The 19,264-nt window shown below is 62.8% G+C and carries 18 protein-coding genes; 16 read left to right on the forward strand and 2 right to left on the reverse strand.

Going from position 1 to position 19,264, the window contains the following annotated elements:
* The 4 genes from M0954_RS07035 to M0954_RS07050 form a co-directional block, all read left to right on the forward strand.
* Positions 1-984, forward strand: a 984-nt coding sequence (locus tag M0954_RS07035) for a DNA polymerase III subunit gamma/tau C-terminal domain-containing protein (RefSeq protein ID WP_297352329.1), incomplete at its 5' end; no start/stop codon positions are given.
* Positions 985-1,044: 60 nt separating this feature from the next.
* Positions 1,045-1,371, forward strand: coding sequence for a YbaB/EbfC family nucleoid-associated protein (locus tag M0954_RS07040; protein ID WP_122154600.1), 327 nt, complete (start codon positions 1,045-1,047; stop codon positions 1,369-1,371).
* A gap of 33 nt (positions 1,372-1,404) precedes the next feature.
* Complete coding sequence (gene recR, locus M0954_RS07045; RefSeq protein WP_122154601.1) at positions 1,405-2,001, forward strand: recombination mediator RecR; 597 nt, start codon at positions 1,405-1,407, stop codon at positions 1,999-2,001.
* Between the two features lie 32 nt (positions 2,002-2,033).
* A complete protein-coding gene (locus M0954_RS07050) occupies positions 2,034-3,257 on the forward strand; it encodes a CaiB/BaiF CoA-transferase family protein (RefSeq protein ID WP_297352331.1) in 1,224 nt (407 codons plus the stop codon).
* A gap of 87 nt (positions 3,258-3,344) precedes the next feature.
* On the opposite strand, the gene M0954_RS07055 is transcribed toward M0954_RS07050, so the two are convergent.
* Positions 3,345-4,319: an NADPH:quinone oxidoreductase family protein gene (locus M0954_RS07055; RefSeq protein ID WP_297352333.1), complete on the reverse strand. Its 975-nt coding sequence runs from the start codon at positions 4,317-4,319 to the stop codon at positions 3,345-3,347.
* A 149-nt stretch (positions 4,320-4,468) separates the two neighbouring features.
* Here M0954_RS07055 and surE point away from each other — a divergent pair, with 149 nt between their 5' ends.
* From surE to rlmD, 6 genes are all read left to right on the forward strand, one after another.
* The gene (gene surE, locus M0954_RS07060) at positions 4,469-5,227 is read left to right on the forward strand and encodes a 5'/3'-nucleotidase SurE (RefSeq protein ID WP_297352335.1); all 759 of its coding nucleotides are present in this window, start codon (positions 4,469-4,471) and stop codon (positions 5,225-5,227) included.
* Complete coding sequence (locus M0954_RS07065) at positions 5,224-6,372, forward strand: protein-L-isoaspartate(D-aspartate) O-methyltransferase (protein WP_297352337.1); 1,149 nt, start codon at positions 5,224-5,226, stop codon at positions 6,370-6,372. Before surE ends, M0954_RS07065 begins: the two co-directional genes overlap by 4 nt.
* Positions 6,373-6,377: 5 nt before the next feature.
* Entirely contained in the window at positions 6,378-7,334 is a 957-nt protein-coding gene (locus M0954_RS07070; RefSeq protein ID WP_297352339.1) for a peptidoglycan DD-metalloendopeptidase family protein, read from the forward strand.
* A gap of 11 nt (positions 7,335-7,345) precedes the next feature.
* Positions 7,346-8,440 carry an RNA polymerase sigma factor RpoS gene (gene rpoS, locus M0954_RS07075; RefSeq protein ID WP_122154606.1) on the forward strand — a complete coding sequence of 365 codons (1,095 nt, stop codon included), beginning with the start codon at positions 7,346-7,348 and terminating at the stop codon, positions 8,438-8,440.
* 4 nt (positions 8,441-8,444) lie between these two features.
* Positions 8,445-9,221, forward strand: coding sequence for a 3'-5' exonuclease (locus tag M0954_RS07080; protein WP_297352340.1), 777 nt, complete (start codon positions 8,445-8,447; stop codon positions 9,219-9,221).
* 211 nt (positions 9,222-9,432) lie between these two features.
* The gene (rlmD, locus tag M0954_RS07085; protein WP_297352347.1) at positions 9,433-10,788 is read left to right on the forward strand and encodes a 23S rRNA (uracil(1939)-C(5))-methyltransferase RlmD; all 1,356 of its coding nucleotides are present in this window, start codon (positions 9,433-9,435) and stop codon (positions 10,786-10,788) included.
* Between the two features lie 177 nt (positions 10,789-10,965).
* On the opposite strand, the gene M0954_RS07090 is transcribed toward rlmD, so the two are convergent.
* Positions 10,966-11,769, reverse strand: a complete 804-nt coding sequence (locus M0954_RS07090; protein WP_297352348.1) for an outer membrane protein assembly factor BamD — start codon at positions 11,767-11,769, stop codon at positions 10,966-10,968.
* Positions 11,770-11,900: 131 nt separating this feature from the next.
* Between M0954_RS07090 and M0954_RS07095 the strand changes: the two genes are divergently transcribed.
* From M0954_RS07095 to phaR, 6 genes are all read left to right on the forward strand, one after another.
* Entirely contained in the window at positions 11,901-13,202 is a 1,302-nt protein-coding gene (locus tag M0954_RS07095) for an RluA family pseudouridine synthase (RefSeq protein WP_297352342.1), read from the forward strand.
* On the forward strand, positions 13,199-14,065 hold the full coding sequence (gene pgeF, locus M0954_RS07100; protein WP_123384133.1) for a peptidoglycan editing factor PgeF: 867 nt from the start codon (positions 13,199-13,201) through the stop codon (positions 14,063-14,065). Before M0954_RS07095 ends, pgeF begins: the two co-directional genes overlap by 4 nt.
* Positions 14,066-14,507: 442 nt before the next feature.
* Complete coding sequence (phaC, locus tag M0954_RS07105; protein WP_122154612.1) at positions 14,508-16,340, forward strand: class I poly(R)-hydroxyalkanoic acid synthase; 1,833 nt, start codon at positions 14,508-14,510, stop codon at positions 16,338-16,340.
* A 116-nt stretch (positions 16,341-16,456) separates the two neighbouring features.
* On the forward strand, positions 16,457-17,638 hold the full coding sequence (locus tag M0954_RS07110; protein ID WP_297352344.1) for an acetyl-CoA C-acetyltransferase: 1,182 nt from the start codon (positions 16,457-16,459) through the stop codon (positions 17,636-17,638).
* A 182-nt stretch (positions 17,639-17,820) separates the two neighbouring features.
* On the forward strand, positions 17,821-18,561 hold the full coding sequence (locus tag M0954_RS07115; RefSeq protein WP_122154614.1) for a 3-ketoacyl-ACP reductase: 741 nt from the start codon (positions 17,821-17,823) through the stop codon (positions 18,559-18,561).
* Between the two features lie 137 nt (positions 18,562-18,698).
* Positions 18,699-19,264, forward strand: a 566-nt coding sequence (gene phaR / locus M0954_RS07120; protein ID WP_297352346.1) for a polyhydroxyalkanoate synthesis repressor PhaR, incomplete at its 3' end; no start/stop codon positions are given.

Below are 19,264 nucleotides of genomic sequence, written 5' to 3' on the forward strand. Positions count from 1 at the left end.
GAATCCGCTGTGTCCAACGCGACTTCAACCGTACCGCTGCCGGTATCTACTGCACCCTCCGTTCGCGAGGAGGCTCCACTTGCCGACGCCGCGCCGCGCCGCGCGGGTGGCGCCAGTGCAGCGCTTGACGTATTGCGCAGCGCCGGCTTGAAAGTGTCTTCGGACCGCGGCCGAGGGAATGCTGCGGCACCGGTCGCAGCGGCCAAACCTTCACCGGTTGTTCCAGCGAAGCCCGCTGCCCCGCGCGTGAACGTACCCGTGCCGACACCTGGTGCGCCACGCCACGCCCAGGAAGCCGCACCCGCTCGCGGCCCGGCGGCGTCAGCGGCGCCGACTCCGCGTAACAACGGCAACGGCGGCGCGCAGGGCGCGCCATCCGTCGCCCCTTGGGACGACATACCCACCGACGACTACGTGCCGCTCTCGGCCGAGGACGATTATTTCGGCCCGCCCGACGATGGCTACGTGCCGGTATTCGACGTAGGTCCTGACGACGTGCGTGTCCCAGCGGCTGCCATGGCCCCCGCGCCGCTCGACACACGCCCCTTACCGGCTGCCATCCCGCTCGACGCCATCGGCTTCAACGGTGACTGGCCAGCACTTGCCGTAGGCCTCGCGCTCAAAGGCATTTCCTACCAGCTCGCCTTCAACAGCGAACTGATGGCGCTCGAAGGCAGCACGCTCAAACTAAGCGTGCCGGTCCCGCAGTATGCTGAAGCCTCCCAGGTCGCCAAGCTGAAAACGGCGCTTGCCGAGCGCCTGGGTAAAGAAGTCGACGTGCTGGTGGAAGTCGGCCCGGCGCGCCGCACGGCCGCGGCGTTCGACGCCGCCGCCCGCGCGCAGCGCCAGAAAGAGGCCGAACGCGAGATCGGCTCCGACCCGTTCGTACAATCGCTGATCCGCGAGTTCGGCGCGAGCATCGTGCCAGGATCCATCCGGCCGATCGCGCCGGACGCCGCCGGCAGCGCCCCGTCAACGCATTGATTTGCGGCGCATCATAGCGCCATACCCCAAGATTTCACGCTATCAAGAAGGAGCATGTCCATGATGAAAGGCCAACTCGCCGGGCTGATGAAGCAGGCTCAGCAGATGCAGGAAAACATGAAGAAGATGCAGGACCAGCTCGCGCAGATCGAGGTGGAAGGGCAGTCGGGCGCAGGTCTCGTCAAGGTGACGATGACGTGCAAGAACGAGGTACGCCGCGTCACGATCGATCCGAGCCTGCTCGCCGACGACAAGGACATGCTGGAAGACCTCGTCGCCGCTGCCGTCAACGACGCCGTGCGCAAGGCTGAAGCCACCGCCCAGGAAAAAATGGGCGGCATGACTGCAGGCTTGCCGCTGCCGCCGGGTTTCAAGCTGCCGTTCTGATATAACACCCCACTTCGACGCCGCCGGTTCCGCATGAAACAACCTTCCGCCTTGTCGGCGCTCGTCGAAGCGCTGCGCGCTCTGCCCGGCGTCGGGCCGAAATCCGCGCAGCGCATGGCCTATCACCTGATGCAGCATGATCGCGAGGGTGCGGAAAAGCTCGGCCAGTCGCTGCTGTTTGCGACTGGGCATCTGAAGCACTGCGAGAAGTGCAATACCTTCACCGAGGCGCAGATCTGCGAGGTCTGCAGCGACGAAGAGCGCGATCCGACGTTGCTGTGCGTGGTCGAGACGCCGGCCGACCAGATCATGCTCGAGCAGACCATGACCTACCGCGGTTTGTATTTCGTGCTGATGGGGCGCCTGAGTCCACTCGACGGTATCGGGCCGAAGGAGATCCATTTCGACCGGCTGGTTAAGCGCGCATCGGATGGCATCGTCACGGAAGTCGTACTCGCGACCAATTTCACCAACGAAGGCGAAGCGACCGCGCATTACCTCGGGCAGACGCTGAAGGCGCGTGGACTCGCTGTCACGCGCCTCGCGCGCGGCGTGCCGGTGGGTGGCGAGCTCGAGTACGTCGATGCCGGTACGATTGCCCGCGCGATGCTCGACCGGCGCTCCTTGTAGCACGGCCGAGCCCGGCGTTATCCAGGAGACCCATGAGCGCAACCCCTGACGCGACACGTCCTGCCGGCCCGATGGCCGGCGTGAAAGTGCTCGAACTCGGCACGCTGATCGCCGGGCCGTTCGCGGCGCGTTTTCTCGGCGAGTTCGGCGCCGACGTGATCAAGATCGAAGATCCGAAGGGCGGCGATCCGCTGCGCAAATGGCGCACGCTCTATCCGGAGGTCGGCGGCACGTCGTTATGGTGGGCCGTGCAGGCTCGCAACAAGAAGTCTGTCACGATCAATCTGAAGGCCGAGGAGGGCAAGGAGATCGTGCGGCGGCTGGCGAAGGAAGCCGATATCGTCGTCGAGAATTTCCGCCCTGGACTCCTCGAAAAGCTCGGGCTTGGCTATGACGTGCTGTCCGCCGAAAACCCGGGCCTCGTGATGGTGCGTCTGTCCGGCTATGGACAGACCGGACCGTATCGCGACCGGCCGGGTTTCGGCGCGATTGCCGAATCGATGGGCGGCCTGCGTCATATCACTGGTTATCCGGAATTGCCGCCGCCGCGCATCGGCATCTCGATCGGCGATTCGATCGCCGCCCTGCATGGCGTGATCGGCGCGCTGATGGCGTTGCATCACCGCCAGGCGAACGGCGGCAAAGGACAGGTGGTCGATGTCGCGCTGTACGAAGCGGTCTTCAACATGATGGAGAGCGTGGTGCCCGAGTACGGCGTCTACGGCATGGTGCGCGAGCGTACCGGCGCATCGTTGCCAGGCATCGTGCCTTCGAACACGTATCCGTGCCGCGACGGCAGCATCGTGATCGGCGGCAACAGCGATCCGATCTTCAGACGCCTGATGCTCGCCATTGAACGCGAAGATCTCGCCAACGATCCCGCCCTCGCGCACAACGACGGGCGCGTGCCGCGCACTCAGGAAATCGATCAGGCGATTGCCGCATGGCTTGCCACCCGCACGATCGACGAAGCGCTCGAGGTGCTGAACGCCGCGGATGTGCCGGTGGGTCGCATCTATAGCGTGGCGGACATGTTCACCGATCCGCAGTTCATGGCTCGTCAGATGATTGAGCGCTTCAAGTGGCAGGACGGCAAGGAAATCACCTTGCCCGCGGTGACGCCGAAGCTCTCGGCGACGCCCGGCGAAACACGCTGGCTCGGACCGGAACTGGGCGAACATACGGATGAGGTTTTGCGCTCGCTCGGCTACGATGCCGAGCATATTGCGCGGCTGCACGATCAGCAGATCGTGTGAGCGTGGGTGAAGAAAAGCGGCGTGTAGTTGATTGACACGCCGTTTTTTCGAGCCGTTGATGTTGACGAGCAAACGTTCTACGCACCCCTACGGCGTAATCACAATCTTGCCCACCACCCGGCGTTCAGCCATCTCGCGCAGCGCCCGCCCGGTTTCCTCGAGCGGATAGTGCGCGGACACGTATGGGCGCAGCTTGCCCTCGCCGATCCAGCCAGTCATTTCCTTGAACGCCGCCGCGTTGTGCCGCGGCTCGCGCTTCGCGAAATCGCCCCAGAACACCCCGACGACGCTCGCGCCCTTCAGCAGAGTCAGGTTGAGTGGCAATTTGGGAATCTCGCCATTGGCAAATCCCACGACGAGATACCGGCCGCGCCAGCCGATACTGCGAAACGCCGGCTCGGCGTAGATCCCGCCGACTGGATCGTAGATTACGTCCGGCCCTTTGCCGTCGGTCAGCGCCTTGATGCGCTCGCGCAGGTCTTCGGTGCTGTAGTTGATGGTCGCATCGGCGCCATGCTTGACGCAGATGGCAAGTTTTTCGGCGGAAGAGGCGGCGGCGATCACCCGTGCGCCGAGCGCCTTGCCGATCTCCACGGCGGCGAGCCCCACGCCGCCCGCCGCACCTAGCACCAGCATCGTCTCACCGGGCTTTAACGCGCCGCGATCGACCACCGCGTGGTGCGACGTGCCATAGGCGAGCGTGAAAGCCGCCGCGACCGAAAAATCGATGCCCTCGGCAAGCGGCACGCAGGCCGCTGCGGGCGCCACGGCTTGCTCGGCGAAACCGCCCTGGCCCGTGAACGCCACCACCCGCGCACCCGGCTGAAACTGCGTCACCCCGGCGCCGACCGCGCGCACGATACCGGCGACTTCCGAGCCCGGCGTGAATGGCAACGGCGGCTTGAACTGGTATTTGTTTTCGATGATCAACACGTCGGGAAAATTGACGCTGGCGGCTTTGACGTCGATCACGACCTCGCCGGCTTGCGGCTCGAGGTCGGGCAGGTCAGCCACGGCGAGGCTTTCCGGCGGCCCGTACTGAATACAGCGAATCGCGCGCATTGTGTCTCCATTTCGATCGGGGTTCACCCGGGTATTCTGAAGTGTAAATCAAGCCGAACGACCGTGCGTTTTTACCTTGTGTGACACACCTGATGCGCGATGCCTGGAGTGTCGTTCGCGCGTCTTCTTTCCTCGGTTACAATCGCCGCATGCGAATCCTACTCAGCAACGACGACGGTTATCTGGCGCCCGGCCTTGCTGCGCTTTATGAAGCGCTGAAGGCATTTGCGGATGTCACTGTAATGGCGCCCGAGCAGAACTGCAGCGGCGCGTCGAATTCGCTGACGCTGTCGCGGCCGCTCTCGGTGCTGCGCTCGTCGACGGGGTTCTACTACGTGAACGGCACGCCGACCGACTCCGTGCATATCGCGCTGACCGGCATGCTGGACCATCGGCCCGATCTGGTCGTCTCCGGTATTAACAACGGCCAGAACATGGGTGAGGACACGCTGTACTCCGGCACGGTTGCCGCGGCCACCGAAGGCATCATGTTCGGCGTACCGGCAATTGCATTTTCGCTGGTCGACAAGGATTGGGGGCATCTCGACGCCGCAACCCGTGTGGCCGCGGAAATCGTCGGCCATTATCTCGAGCATCCGCTGCCCGGTAACCCGTTACTGAACGTCAACATTCCCAACCTGCCGTACGAGCAGATCGGTGAATGGCAGGTGACCCGCCTCGGCAAACGGCACCCGTCGCAGCCGGTGATACCGCAGACCAATCCACGCGGCGAACCGATCTACTGGATCGGCCCGTCGGGCAGCGCGCGCGATGCGAGCGAAGGGACCGACTTCCACGCCGTCGCCAACGGCCGTGTCTCGATCACACCGCTGCAACTCGATCTAACCCATACCGCCATGTTGCCCGCGACGCGCGAGTGGTTACGCGCCGGGAGTGGCGCTTCATGACCCAGGAGCGCGCAAAGCGCTTTCCGCTTGGCCTCGAGGATCTCGTGCGCGAGCCGCGCCGGCCCGAAGGGCGCCCCGGCGAAGTGCGCGCGGCGAATCTCGCCGCTGCTACCGATCGTGCGAATGGTGCGCGGACGAAGACGCCGGCGCGTGGCGAGGCGGCGGGCAATCGCACTGCAGGTCAGGTGGCCAAAGCGCCGGCGGCCGTCGTGGTTAAACCTGTCGTCAAGCCGGTCGCCAAACCGGTGCCGGCGGTGGCCAAACCGGTCGTGGCGAGGCAGGTCGTAGCGAAACCCGTCGTCAAAGCGTCACCGGCGGGGCTCAAGCCGGTCGCGGTCAAACCCGTCGCCAAGGTAGCGCCATCATCCGGCAGCAAATCCGGCGCCGTGCTCGCTGCGTCGACGCGCGCCAACCGCTCCGCGCCGCTGAAGCCCGTCACACCGCGGCCCCTGGAACGAAGCAGCGGCGCGCCCAACGTGGCCTTGAACGGCGCACTCGCGCTGACTTCGGAACGGGTTCGCGAACGCATGGTCGAACGCCTGCGGGCAAACGGCATTACCGATCAGCGCGTGGTGCATGCCATGTCAGTGGTGCCGCGCCATATGTTCGTGGACCCAGGCCTCGCGCCCCAGGCCTATGAGGATGCGGCTTTGCCGATCGGTCACCATCAGACCATCTCCAAGCCGTCCGTGGTCGCCCGGATGATCGAGCTGGCCGCCGCCGGCCGCACGCTTAACAACGTGCTCGAGATCGGCACGGGTTGCGGTTACCAGGCGGCCGTGCTGAGCCAGGTCGCACGCGATGTTTATTCGATTGAACGCATCAAACCGCTCTACGAGCGCGCCAAGACAAATCTGCGTCCGCTGCGCATTCCGAATATCCGGCTGCACTACGGTGACGGTCGTATCGGGTTGCCCGCGGCCGCGCCGTTCGACGCGATCGTGATCGCAGCGGCCGGGCTCGACGTGCCGCAGGCGTTGCTCGAACAGCTTGCTATCGGCGGGCGCCTTGTCGCGCCGGTCGGCACGCAGGATGGTCAGACGCAACAGGTGCTCACGCTCGTCGAGCGCACCGGACCCGCGCAATGGCGCGAGTCGAGGCTTGATCGCGTTTTCTTTGTACCCTTAAAATCCGGAGTGATCTGAAACCGATGAGTATGTTGCGCGCGATGCAAATAAAAAGCCTGAACGTCCGCCTGACCGTAGCCCAGCGTAGCGTGTGCGTGGTCGCGCTCTCTCTGTTGACGGCCTGTGCGACTCGGCTCGATAACGCGCCGGTTGTCGATAAATCCGGCGACCTCGGTACCCAGTCCGCGCAGCAGCCCGCGGCGCCGGTGCCGCTGGGGCCGCCGCCTCCGGGCTATTACCGGGTGAAGCCGGGCGATACTCTTTACCGGATTGCCCTTGAGAACGGTCAGAATTATCGCGATATCGCGACGTGGAACAACCTGACCAACCCGAACCAGATCGAGGTCGATCAGTTGCTGCGGGTCGCGCCTCCGGGCGCGAACGTAGCCGCGCTGACGCCCGGTGTGGCCACTGCACCGATTGTGGGCGGCGGCGTGCAGACTGCGCCGCTAGGCGGCTCGCCTGCGCCCGGACCGAACCCGGCTCCTGGCCAAGGTGGTCCGGCTGGTATCGCGCCGCCTCCGCCGACGTACGGCGCCGGTCCGAACGCGCCGTCAATCCCGCCGCAGAACGGCGCGAGCGACACCGGCGACACGAGCGCGGCGCCCGCGAGCAATCTCGCGTTTGCCTGGCCGGTGCGCGGTCCGATCCTCGGCACGTTTGACGACTCGACCAACAAGGGCCTCAATATCGGCGGGGCTGCCGGCGATCCGGTGAAAGCGGCTGCGGATGGACGCGTCGTTTATGCTGGAAATGGGCTGCGCGGTTACGGCAATCTCATTATCATCAAGCATGATGCAACTTATCTGACGGCGTATGCACATAACCGCGCTTTGATGGTAAAAGAGGGAGACGCGGTGACCAAGGGGCAGAAGATCGCCGAAATGGGCAATAGCGATTCGGACCGTGTGATGTTGCATTTCGAAGTTCGCCGGCAGGGCAAACCTGTCGACCCACTGAAGTATTTGCCGCCGCAATAAGCGATACGACCATGCCGAAATCGAAGCGCCGCACGCCGCAAGCCGAGTCTGAGAATATCAGCCGCGCCACGCATGTCACGGTGGAGGACGGCGTCGCTTCGGAGGTCGAAGACGATAGCGTTGACGATCTCGATAACTCGCGCGATTCGGACGAGAGCCAGGCCGGAGCGGACGAGCCAGGCGAAACCCGCGAGGGCGCACGCGACGCCGCGCCCGACGCCGACGATTTCCGTGCGCTGCTGCAGGCCGAACTCACGGCTGACACGATTCAGCACTACCTGAACCGGATCAGCGTGAAGCCGCTGCTGACGGTGGAAGAAGAGCAGCGCTACTCGCGTTTGGCCAAGGCGGGCGAATTCGAGGCGCGCCAGGTCATGATCGAGCGCAATCTGCGGCTCGTCGTCAGTATCGCGAAAGGCTATCTGAACCGCGGAGTGCCGCTGCTCGACCTGATCGAGGAGGGTAATCTCGGCCTGATGCACGCGATCGAGAAGTTCGATCCTACGCGCGGCTTCCGGTTTTCTACTTACGCCACTTGGTGGATCCGTCAGAGCATCGAACGCGCCATCATGAATCAGGCGCGCACGGTGCGCCTCCCGGTGCATGTGATTCGCGAACTCAACCAGGTGCTGCGCGCCAAGCGGCATCTGGAGAAGAACTCTATGAATTCCGGCGACGCGGCTGATCGCCGCGACGCCAGCATCGACGACATCGCTTATCTGACCGGCAAGACCACCGACGAAGTCACCGACATCCTCGCGTTGAACGAACACACCGCTTCGCTCGATGCTCCGCTCGATCTCGATCCAGCGAGCAGCCTGCTCGATCTGTTGTCGGATGACCAGAGCCAGTCGCCGGACGCCGAGGTGCAGCACCGCGAGCTGGAAACCCTGACGCGCGCATGGCTGGCGCGCCTGTCCGACAAGCACCGCCACGTGATCGAGCGCCGCTTCGGCCTCAATCATATCGAGCCGGCCACGCTCGAAGAGCTGGCCGACGAAATGGGCCTCACGCGCGAGCGTGTGCGCCAGATCCAGCAGGAAGCCCTGGTTCGCCTGAAGCGCTTCTTTGCCTCCAACGGTGTGCGCAAGGACGCCGTTTTATAAACTGATGACACCGATTCTTGTTTTCGACATCGAGACGATTCCCGATGTCGTCGGCATTCGCCGCCTCGAAGATTTGCCCGCCACTTTGACCGACGCCGAAGTCGCCGAGCATGCCTTTGCCGCGCGCCGCGAGAAAACCGGCAGCGATTTCCTGCCGCACCACTTGCAGCGGATTGCGGCCATCTCCTGTGTGTTTCGCGACAACAATGGTTTTCGGGTGCGCTCGCTCGGCACACTGGAAGACGGTGAAGCGGCGCTGGTGCAGTCGTTTTACCGTGTGATCGAGAAGTACACGCCGCAACTCGTTTCGTGGAACGGTGGCGGCTTCGATTTACCGGTGCTGAACTATCGCGCGCTGGTCAACGGGATTCCGGCGAACCGCTTCTGGGACCTCGGCGAGGACGACCGCGAGTTCAAGTGGAACAACTACATCAGCCGCTATCACGCGCGCCACACGGACCTGATGGACGTGCTGGCGATGTACCAGACGCGCGCCAACGCACCGCTCGACGCGCTCGCCAAACTGTGCGGCTTTCCCGGCAAGCTCGGCATGGACGGCGGGCAGGTTTGGCACGCATTTCAGGATGGACGGATCGAAGAAATCCGCAATTACTGCGAGACGGACGTCGTCAACACCTACCTGCTGTACTGCCGCTTCCAGTTGATGCGTGGTGGTTTCTCCGCTGAGGAATACGCAGACGAAATCGCGCTCGTGAAAAGTTCGCTCGCGCTGGAGCCTGCGTCGCACTGGGCCGAGTATCTGGCGGCGTTCGACCAATAGCAGCGCGCGCGAGCGAGCGGCGGCATCGCGCCCTTGGCGGACATTCCGGTTGATCGTCCGCAACGTCAAATCTCCGTCGCCGGTTGCGGTTCGTCTACAATCTCGCCTTCCCCAATAGTCTGTCAGGAAGCCGCAGGTGTCTCACAGTGCCAAACATCGTGCCTCGAACCGCTCGTCCCGAGGCAAGAAGAAAGCGTCCGCCGAGGCGGGCGTGTCCGTTGTGCCTGTTATCGCCCCGATTCTCGAAATCGAATCGCTCGACATGGAAGCGCGCGGCGTAGGCCGCACCGTCAATGAGGACGGCACACCGGGCAAGGTGATTTTCGTCGAGGGCGCATTGCCCGGCGAACGCGTCACCTATTTGAGCTATCGCAGAAAGGCCAGTTTTGAACAGGCGGAAGTGGTCGACGTGCTGCGCGAGAGCGTGCTTCGCACGAAACCGCAGTGTCGATTTTTCGGCACCTGCGGCGGTTGCTCGATGCAGCACCTCGATGTGCGCGCACAGATCGCTGTCAAGCAGCGTGTGCTCGAAGACAATCTCGCGCATCTGGCGAAGCTGCGGCCCGAAACGGTGTATCGACCGATTCACGGTCCGTCGTGGGGCTACCGCTATCGGGCGCGTCTGACCGTGCGCTACATGGCGCAGAGGGGCGGCGCGCTGGTCGGCTTTCATGAACGCAAGAGCAGCTTCATCGCCGACATGACTTCTTGCGAGGTGCTGCCGCCGCACGTTTCCGCAATGCTGGTGCCGCTGCGTCGGCTGGTCGCAGGCCTGTCGATCCGCGAGCGCATGCCGCAGATCGAACTGGCAGTCGGCTCAACTGTGACGGCACTGGTCCTGCGCACTCTGGAGCCCATCAACGCCGCAGACGAGCAACTGCTGCGCGAGTTCGCCGATGCCCACAACGTGCAGTTCTGGTTGCAGCCGCAGGGGCCGGACTCAGCAGCGCCGTTTTATCCGCTCGACGCCCGGCTCGACTACACGCTGCCGGAGTACGATATCCGCATGCCGTTCAAGCCGACTGACTTCACGCAGGTCAATCACCAGATCAACCGTGTGCTGGTGGGTCGTGCGCTACGTCTGCTGGCGCCCTCACGTACTGATCGTGTACTCGATCTGTTCTGCGGTATCGGCAATTTCACGTTGCCACTTGCGCGGATTTCGAAGGAAGTCGTGGGGATCGAGGGCAGCGAAGTGCTCACCACACGGGCATTGGCGAATGCCGGGGAAAACGGTGTGGCGGGCCATACGTCGTTCGCTTGCCGCAACCTGTTTGAGGTCACCGCCGACGATATGCGTGCGCTCGGTCATTTCGATAAATTTCTGATCGATCCGCCGCGTGAAGGCGCGCTGGCAGTGTCGAAATCACTGGCTGAAATCGCGCAGAGCGGCAACGGTCCGCTACCGAAGCGCATCGTCTACGTATCCTGCAATCCGTCGACGCTCGCTCGCGATGCTGGTTTGCTTGTGCACGAAGCAGGCTACCGGCTTAAAGGGGCGGGCGTGGTCAACATGTTCCCGCACACCTCGCATGTGGAGTCGATTGCGCTGTTCGAGCGCGACTGACCGGCTGACGCTGACTTTGCGCTGCATCGGTGCGATTACGCGCTGCCCGCCGGCGTAATCTGGCTGTACGAACCCAACGAAGCGCACAAACAAAAACGCCATGACTTTCGGGTCATGGCGTTTTTTCATCACGCGTGGATCTGGATCAAGTCCAGCGCCGCTCGCAAGGCGTGTGGCTTAGAACTGCCACCACGATTTTTCCGTACCTGGTCTTGCGTGGCCGGTGATGTACGGGCTGTCCGGGAATGTGCCGACGAGGATGCGCTTTGTGTCGTCAGCCAGTTGCGGCTGGTTCAGCTTCTCATACGACAGCATCATGATGTGCAGTGCGTCTTCAATGGCCGGCGCATTGCGGTAATCCTTGATGGCGAGCTCCGCACGGTTGATTGCCGCGACATACGCACCACGACGGTAGTAATAATCCGCGGCATGGACTTCGTGCGACGCCAGCGCGTTCACGATATAGCGCATGCGTTGCGCGGCATCCGGGGCGAACTTGCTGTTCGGATACTTGTCGACCACCACCTTGAACGCGTCATACGACTCGCGCAGCGACTTCGGATCGCGCTCGCTCATGTCCTGGCCAGAGAAGCGGCCGAACAGACCGAGGTCGTCGTTGAAGTTGATCATGCCCTTGAGGTAATACGCGTAGGCGATATCCGGATGATCCGGGTGCAACTGGATGAAGCGGTCGATAGCCTGATTGGCTGCGTCGTTCTCGCTGTCTTTCCAGTTACAGTAGGCCACGTTGATCTGTGCCTGCTGGGCGAAGTGGCCGAACGGATCGCGACCCTCAAGCATTTCGAAGTATTTCGCGCACTTGCCCCAGTCGTTATTGGACAGGGAGTCCTGCGCCTCCGTATATAATTTGGCGTTTGGCCAGGTAGCCGTTTCGTCGGTTTTTTCCGGCAGGCCATGGCAGGCCGCCACAATCGCAATGGCTGCGGCGCAGGCAAAATACCGCGCCACCCGGGAGGCCATGCGCCGGACAGTCGTCCAGACTGTCGTCTGGGCTGCCGTCTTGTAGGCCGCCGTCTTTTGGGCCGATTCAGTAATGGTGTTCAAGGCTCGCATTTTCCAGTCTAGCTTTACGTCCAGGTGACCCAGACTCAATGACCCGTTCAAATAATCCGGTTTCCTCTACAGGAGGCGCCCGGAATAGCAACAAAGATTATAGCCCAAGCGCTGACCCCTCCGACGCGTTGGGTAGTGATTCGTTAGATGACGATCTTGACGGCGACGCGCTCGTGCCCCATCAGGCCGCGAGCGACGTGCCGACGGTGGCCAGCAAAGCCGTGGACAACACGCCACGCGTAGTGACCGTGCCCGACGAACTGGCCGGCGAGCGGCTCGACAAGGTGCTCGCCAAGGTGTTTCCCGAGTTTTCGCGCAACCGCCTGCAAAGCTGGATCGAGGCGGAGCGCGTGCGGGTGGATGGCGAGCCTGCGAAGATCCGCCAGCCGGTGGCGCTCGGCGCGCAGATCGAGCTCGTGCCCGACCTGCTGCCCGAGCAGCTCGCGTTCACGCCAGAGCCCGTGCCGCTCGACGTGATCTACGAGGACGACACCCTCGTCGTCATCAACAAGGCCGCCGGCATGGTCGTGCACCCCGCTGCCGGCAACTGGAGCGGCACCATCCTGAACGGCCTGCTGCACCGCTACGGCGAGGCGGCGTCCGGCTTGCCGCGCGCCGGCATCGTGCACCGTCTCGACAAGGAAACCTCGGGTTTGATGGTGGTGGCGCGCACGCTCGAAGCGCAAACCGACCTCGTGCGGCAACTGCAGGCGCGCACCGTCAAACGCCGCTATCTCGCGCTCGTGTGGGGCAACATGCCGGAGGAGGGCACCATCGATGCGCCGATCGGCCGCGATCCGCGTGAACGCACCCGCATGGCGGTGGTCACGAGTGCTGCGGGCAAACCCGCACGCACCCATTTCCGGCGCGTCGACACGGCCATCTGGCAGCGGCAGCCGGTGTCGGCAATCCACTGCGATCTCGAAACCGGGCGTACGCACCAGATTCGCGTACATTGCGCACACATCGGGCATCCGTTGCTCGGCGATCCGGTCTATGGGCGCGCGCGCGGCAAGCGCTCGGTCACACCTTTGCCGGACGGTTTCGCGCGTCAGGCGCTGCATGCGTGGCGCCTCGGGCTGATTCATCCGCGGACCGGGCGCGATATGCAGTGGCGCGCCGAGGTACCGGAAGACATGGCGGCGCTATCCGCGGCGCTTGGACTCGGCCGTGACGAGGCGGGCGAGTTCGACGAGTCATATTACGAAGACGAGGAAGCGGAAGGTTACGAAGCATTTCTCGACGACGAGCACGAAGCCGACGACGCTGACGAAGCCGATGAAGCTGACGACCATGAGCAAGGTGGCGACGATAGCGACGAGGAGGACGACCGCGCATGAGCCAGCCTGACTCTACACCGCCTGCCTCCACGTTCCCCGAGCTGACACACGCTGACGTGTTTCAACCTGGCTGGCAGGTGACGCCGCGCGTGCGCGCGCTGGTGACCACGCGCAACGGCGGCGTCAGCTTGCCGCCGTATGGCCGCTGGAGCGACGGCGTCGATCGGCCGGGCGGCCTGAATCTCGGACGGCTGGCTGGCGACGATCCGTTATGCGTCGTCGAGAACCGTGCCCGTCTGCGGGCGTTGACTGACGGCGCCGAAGCGGCGTGGCTCGAGCAGATCCATGGCGCTGAAGTGGTCGACGCGCACGAAGTGCTCGAACGGGCTCGCGCGGGCGCGCCGCTGGTACGCGCCGACGCCAGCGTGACGAACCGGCCGGGCACGATCTGCGTCGTGATGATCGCCGATTGCATGCCCGTCCTGCTATGCGACGCCGAAGGCCGCGCCGTGGGCGCAGCGCATGCGGGATGGCGCGGCCTCGCTGCGGGTGTGGTCGAAAAAACCGCCCAGCGCGTGGCCGAGTTAGCGGGTGCTCAACCCGGCTCGCTACACGCGTACCTGGGCCCGTCGATCGGGCCGGACGTATTCGAAGTCGGCGCAGACGTACGTGACGCCTTCATGGATGGCGTCGACGGTTCGCAACGCGAGGCCACCGCTCAGGCATTTGTGCCGCGTCCCGATTCTCCCGGTAAATATCTCGCCGATCTTCCCGCATTGGCGCGTTTGCGCCTGCAACGTTTCGGCGTGACGCTGATTAGCGGCGGCGATCTCTGCACGGTGACCGGGCGCGAGCGCTTTTATTCATATCGGCGCGATCGCGTGACAGGACGTATGGCCGCGATGATCTGGCTTGCCGACTGACAATGCTGGCTCGTTCATGCCGCTGGCAGCCATGGCGGGCGGGATCCATCAGGGTTTGTTCGGGGGCGGCGGGACATAAATACTTGATGCGTCGCCGTAAGTGCATGCACGCGTTAAACCGCGTGCAATCGAACCGGCTGAAAATCGTTGTCACGTCCAACGTTAAATGCATAAAAAGGCCCTGTAATACGGGCCTTTTACATTTCCTGTCGATTCGTTCAAGGGCATTCCATTAGTGCAATGAAATACATGGGGAAAACGATAATTAAAAAAATATCGCACTGCGGCAAAATCGGGAACAAGCATTGACATGCCTTGCGATGGGGAGCAAGAATGTCCCCCACACACGGGACAGGGCGTGACGAGGTCGCGAGCAATCGCCCACGTGCGCTAGAAACCTGCCTCTCAACCGTCCGCGAGGACTCACCGGTCAAAAGCAGGTATGGCAGCATCACAATCCTCGACTTCCTCAAGCACGGACTCCACGACGGAGCGTACCCAGCAGCAAGCCGGTGCGCAGCAGTTACTCGATGCGTGGATGAATGCATGGCGCTCGCTCGGTGTGCCTGGCGCGGGTCAAACTGCGGCCTTTCAGATGCCGCAGATGCCTGCCATGCCCGACTTCAGCAACGCGACTGCGGCCATGGGCCAGTTTGCCGGTCTGAAGTTGCCTACGGCGGCGATCCCCGCGGAGCGTCTGCAGAAATTGCAAGCCGACTATTCGCGCGAAGCGATGCAGTTGCTTCAACAGTCGGCGGACTCGAAGTCGAAAGCCCCCGAACTCAAAGACCGCCGTTTTAGTTCAGATGCATGGAGTGGCGCGCCGGCCTACGTATTCACGGCCGCATGGTATCTCCTTAACGCGCGTTACCTGCAGGAACTGGTGGAGGCGCTCGACACCGAACCGAAGGTGCGCGAGCGAATCCGCTTCGCGGTTCAGCAGTGGACTGCGGCGACCTCGCCGAGCAACTTCTTCGCATTGAATCCGGAAGCGCAGAAAACCTTGCTGGAGAGTCGCGGCGAGAGCCTGCGTCAAGGCGTCAACAATCTGTTGAGCGATCTGCAACGCGGCAAGATCTCGCAGACCGACGAATCGAGTTTCGTGGTCGGCAAGAATCTCGCGAACACCGAAGGGTCGGTCGTGTTCGAAAACGACCTGATCCAGTTGATCCAGTACAAGCCGCGCACGGCGAGCGTGCGCGAGCGGCCGTTGCTGATCGTGCCGCCTTGCATCAACAAGTTCTACATCCTCGATCTGCAACCGGAGAATTCGCTGGTCGCCCACGGGCTTGAATCGGGGCACCAGGTGTTTCTGGTTTCGTGGCGCAATGCGGATGCATCGATTGCGCATAAGACGTGGGACGACTACACCGACGAAGGTGTGCTCACCGCCATCGAGACCGTGCGTCAGATCAGTGGACGCGAGCAGATCAATACGCTCGGCTTTTGTGTCGGCGGCACGATGCTCGCCACGGCCCTCGCGGTCGCCGCCGCGCGCGGCGAACATCCCGCTGCGTCGATGACGCTGCTCACCGCGATGCTCGATTTCACCGACACCGGTGTGCTCGACGTGTTCGTCGACGAAGCGCATGTGCAGATGCGTGAGCAGACCATCGGCGGCAAGAAGGGCACGCAACCGGGCTTGATGCGCGGCATCGAGTTCGCCAACGCGTTCTCGTTCCTGCGGCCGAACGATCTGGTGTGGAACTATGTCGTCGACAATTATCTAAAGGGTCGCACGCCGACGGCTTTCGACCTGCTGTACTGGAACAGCGATTCGACAAGCTTGCCAGGGCCCATGTATGTCTGGTATCTGCGCAATACGTATCTGGAGAATCGTCTGCGCGAGCCGAATGCGCTGACCGTGTGCGGCGAAAAGGTGGACCTGTCGCTGATCGATGTGCCGACCTTCATCTACGGCTCGCGGGAAGACCATATCGTGCCCTGGCGCACGGCCTATGCATCGGTGCCATTGCTGAGCGGGCCGCTCGAGTTCGTGCTGGGCGCCTCGGGACATATCGCGGGCGTGATCAATCCGCCTGCCAAGAACAAGCGCAATTACTGGGTGCTCAAGGCGGAGGACAAGAGCTTGCCGGAGAGTCCGGACGACTGGTTCGAACAGGCTGAGGAAGTACCCGGCAGCTGGTGGCCCGAATGGACCCGCTGGCTCGATCAGTACGGCGGCAAGAAGGTCAAGGCGCGCGCTACCGCGGGTTCGGCCAACTATCCGGCGATCGAGGCAGCGCCCGGGCGCTATGTGATGCAAAAAGAGTGACACGCGGGGTTCGGTTAGCTAGTCGGTATTGGACGCGAGCGGCATTGAGCAGTTGAATGGATTTTTAACTTGACGGGCGGCGGAGCAATTGACCGTAACGTCCGGAGGAAATTGAAATGACTGATGTAGTGATCGTATCGGCCGCGCGTACGGCAGTGGGTAAATTCGGTGGGTCGCTGGCGAAAACCGCCGCACCCGATCTCGGCGCCATCGTGATTCGCGCTGCGCTCGAACGCGCTGGCGTAAAGCCCGAACAGGTCAGCGAAGTCATCATGGGGCAGGTTCTCGCGGCCGGTTCCGGCCAGAACCCGGCGCGTCAGTCGCTGATCAAGGCGGGGCTGCCGATGGCGGTGCCCGGCTTGACGATCAACAAGGTCTGCGGCTCGGGCCTGAAGGCTGTGATGCTGGCGGCCAACGCCATCATTGCCGGTGACGCCGACATCGTGGTGGCCGGCGGCCAGGAAAACATGAGCGCCGCACCGCACGTGCTGCCGGGCTCGCGTGACGGCTTCCGCATGGGTGACGCCAAGCTGATCGACAGCATGATCGTCGACGGCCTGTGGGACGTGTACAACCAGTACCACATGGGTGTGACGGCAGAGAACGTCGCGAAGGAATACGGCATCACGCGCGAGCAGCAGGACGCGTTTGCAGCGCTGTCGCAGAACAAGGCGGAAGCCGCGCAGAAGGCAGGCCGTTTCGACGACGAGATCGTGCCGGTCGAGATTCCGCAACGCAAGGGCGAGCCGCTGCGCTTTGCTACCGACGAATTCGTGCGTCACGGTGTGACCGCCGAGGCGCTCGCCAGTCTAAAGCCGGCCTTCTCTAAGGAAGGCACGGTGACGGCGGCCAACGCGTCTGGCCTGAACGACGGCGCCGCGGCGGTACTCGTGATGTCGGCCAAGAAAGCCGAAGCGCTCGGCCTCACACCGCTCGCCCGTATCAAGGCCTACGCCAACGCTGGCGTCGATCCGAAGGTGATGGGCATGGGACCGGTGCCGGCGTCGCGCCGCTGCCTCGAACGCGCGGGCTGGACTCCGGCCGATCTCGACCTGATGGAGATCAACGAAGCATTTGCTGCGCAGGCGCTCGCCGTGCATCAGCAAATGGGCTGGGACACCTCGAAGATCAACGTGAACGGTGGCGCGATCGCGATCGGCCATCCGATCGGCGCGTCCGGCTGCCGGATTCTCGTCACGCTGCTGTATGAAATGCAGAAGCGCGACTCGAAGAAGGGTCTGGCGTCGCTGTGTATTGGCGGTGGTATGGGCGTGGCGCTGGCGGTCGAGCGGATCTGAGCACGCCTGAAGGAGCAGGATTGCCGCGCGCGGGCGTTTCATCTGTTGTCAGGGGTGAAGCGGCGCGCGGTGTATGACGGCCTCGCCGGCCGGTCGCCCGGCGGCAGCGGAGATGGTGCAGTAAAGGCGAGGAAAGAGGCTGCCGGTCGGCGCCTCGGAAAAACGATAATGGAGTGTGGTTTATGGCACAGCGAATTGCGTATGTAACGGGCGGGATGGGCGGCATCGGCACGAGCATTTGCCAACGTCTTCATAAGGAAGGCTTCAAGGTCGTCGCCGGCTGTGGCCCGAACTCCCCACGCCGGGTCAAATGGCTCGAAGAGCAAAAGGTACTCGGTTACGACTTCATCGCCTCGGAAGGCAATGTGGGCGACTGGGAGTCGACGCGGGCGGCGTTTGAGAAGGTGAAGGCCGAAGTCGGTGAAGTCGACGTGCTGGTCAACAACGCGGGCATCACGCGCGACGTCGTGTTCCGCAAGATGACGCACGAAGACTGGACGGCGGTGATCGACACCAATCTGACGAGTCTGTTCAACGTCACCAAGCAGGTGATCGATGGTATGGTCGAGCGCGGCTTTGGGCGGGTGATCAACATCTCGTCGGTGAACGGGCAGAAGGGCCAGTTCGGGCAGACCAATTACTCGACGGCTAAGGCGGGCATTCACGGTTTCACGATGTCGCTGGCTCAGGAAGTCGCCACCAAGGGCGTGACGGTCAATACCGTTTCGCCCGGCTACATTGGCACGGATATGGTCAAGTCGATCCGTCCCGATGTGCTGGAGAAGATCGTTGCGACGATTCCGGTGCGCCGTCTTGGCCAGCCGGATGAGATCGGTTCGATCGTAGCGTGGCTCGCGTCGGACGAATCGGGTTTTTCTACGGGAGCCGATTTCTCGCTGAATGGCGGTCTGCACATGGGCTGATCCGTGAGGTGCGCCGTTGCAAGACGGAGCACTACATGGTTCAGGTGTTTCCGGCGGCGTCTCGTATTTGCAATCATGGCCCGATTGCGGATGCGACAGCGCCGTTTCTGCGCTTCAATGGCGCTCAAAGGCGTTAAATGACCACTACTACAAAGAAAACTGCCGAACGACTCATCAAGAAATATCCGAACCGTCGGCTCTATGACACGGAGACAAGCACGTACATCACGCTGACGGACGTCAAGCAGCTCGTGCTGGACCAGGAGGATTTCAAGGTCATCGATGCGAAGAGCAACGAGGACCTGACGCGCGCCATTCTGTTGCAGATCATTCTGGAAGAAGAGAGCGGCGGTTTGCCGATGTTCTCGTCGTCGATGCTCTCGCAGATCATCCGTTTTTACGGACACGCGATGCAGGGGATGATGGGCACGTATCTCGAGAAGAACATTCAGGCGTTCATCGACATTCAGGCCAAGCTCGCCGATCAGTCGAAGAACCTGTATGAAGGCAAGGCGATGAACCCTGAGGTGTGGTCGCAGTTCATGAACATGCAGGCGCCGATGATGCAGGGCATGATGACCAGCTATATCGAGCAGTCGAAGAACATGTTCGTGCAGATGCAGGAGCAGATGCAGAACCAGGCCAAGTCGATGTTCAGCACGTTTCCGTTTACGCCTGCCAATCCGCAGCCGGATACGGAGCC

This window comes from Paraburkholderia sp., from assembly GCF_026225065.1.
GTDB lineage: Bacteria > Pseudomonadota > Gammaproteobacteria > Burkholderiales > Burkholderiaceae > Paraburkholderia.

What these genes read in the sequence shown, in the direction of transcription:
- M0954_RS07040 (WP_122154600.1), top strand. Translation starts at nt 1,045, where the DNA reads ATGATGAAAGGCCAACTCGCCGGGCTGATGAAGCAGGCTCAGCAGATG.
- recR (WP_122154601.1), top strand. Translation starts at nt 1,405, where the DNA reads ATGAAACAACCTTCCGCCTTGTCGGCGCTCGTCGAAGCGCTGCGCGCT.
- M0954_RS07050 (WP_297352331.1), top strand. Translation starts at nt 2,034, where the DNA reads ATGAGCGCAACCCCTGACGCGACACGTCCTGCCGGCCCGATGGCCGGC.
- M0954_RS07055 (WP_297352333.1), bottom strand. Translation starts at nt 4,319, where the DNA reads ATGCGCGCGATTCGCTGTATTCAGTACGGGCCGCCGGAAAGCCTCGCC.
- surE (WP_297352335.1), top strand. Translation starts at nt 4,469, where the DNA reads ATGCGAATCCTACTCAGCAACGACGACGGTTATCTGGCGCCCGGCCTT.
- M0954_RS07065 (WP_297352337.1), top strand. Translation starts at nt 5,224, where the DNA reads ATGACCCAGGAGCGCGCAAAGCGCTTTCCGCTTGGCCTCGAGGATCTC.
- M0954_RS07070 (WP_297352339.1), top strand. Translation starts at nt 6,378, where the DNA reads ATGAGTATGTTGCGCGCGATGCAAATAAAAAGCCTGAACGTCCGCCTG.
- rpoS (WP_122154606.1), top strand. Translation starts at nt 7,346, where the DNA reads ATGCCGAAATCGAAGCGCCGCACGCCGCAAGCCGAGTCTGAGAATATC.
- M0954_RS07080 (WP_297352340.1), top strand. Translation starts at nt 8,445, where the DNA reads ATGACACCGATTCTTGTTTTCGACATCGAGACGATTCCCGATGTCGTC.
- M0954_RS07090 (WP_297352348.1), bottom strand. Translation starts at nt 11,769, where the DNA reads ATGGCCTCCCGGGTGGCGCGGTATTTTGCCTGCGCCGCAGCCATTGCG.
- M0954_RS07095 (WP_297352342.1), top strand. Translation starts at nt 11,901, where the DNA reads ATGACCCGTTCAAATAATCCGGTTTCCTCTACAGGAGGCGCCCGGAAT.
- pgeF (WP_123384133.1), top strand. Translation starts at nt 13,199, where the DNA reads ATGAGCCAGCCTGACTCTACACCGCCTGCCTCCACGTTCCCCGAGCTG.
- phaC (WP_122154612.1), top strand. Translation starts at nt 14,508, where the DNA reads ATGGCAGCATCACAATCCTCGACTTCCTCAAGCACGGACTCCACGACG.
- M0954_RS07110 (WP_297352344.1), top strand. Translation starts at nt 16,457, where the DNA reads ATGACTGATGTAGTGATCGTATCGGCCGCGCGTACGGCAGTGGGTAAA.
- M0954_RS07115 (WP_122154614.1), top strand. Translation starts at nt 17,821, where the DNA reads ATGGCACAGCGAATTGCGTATGTAACGGGCGGGATGGGCGGCATCGGC.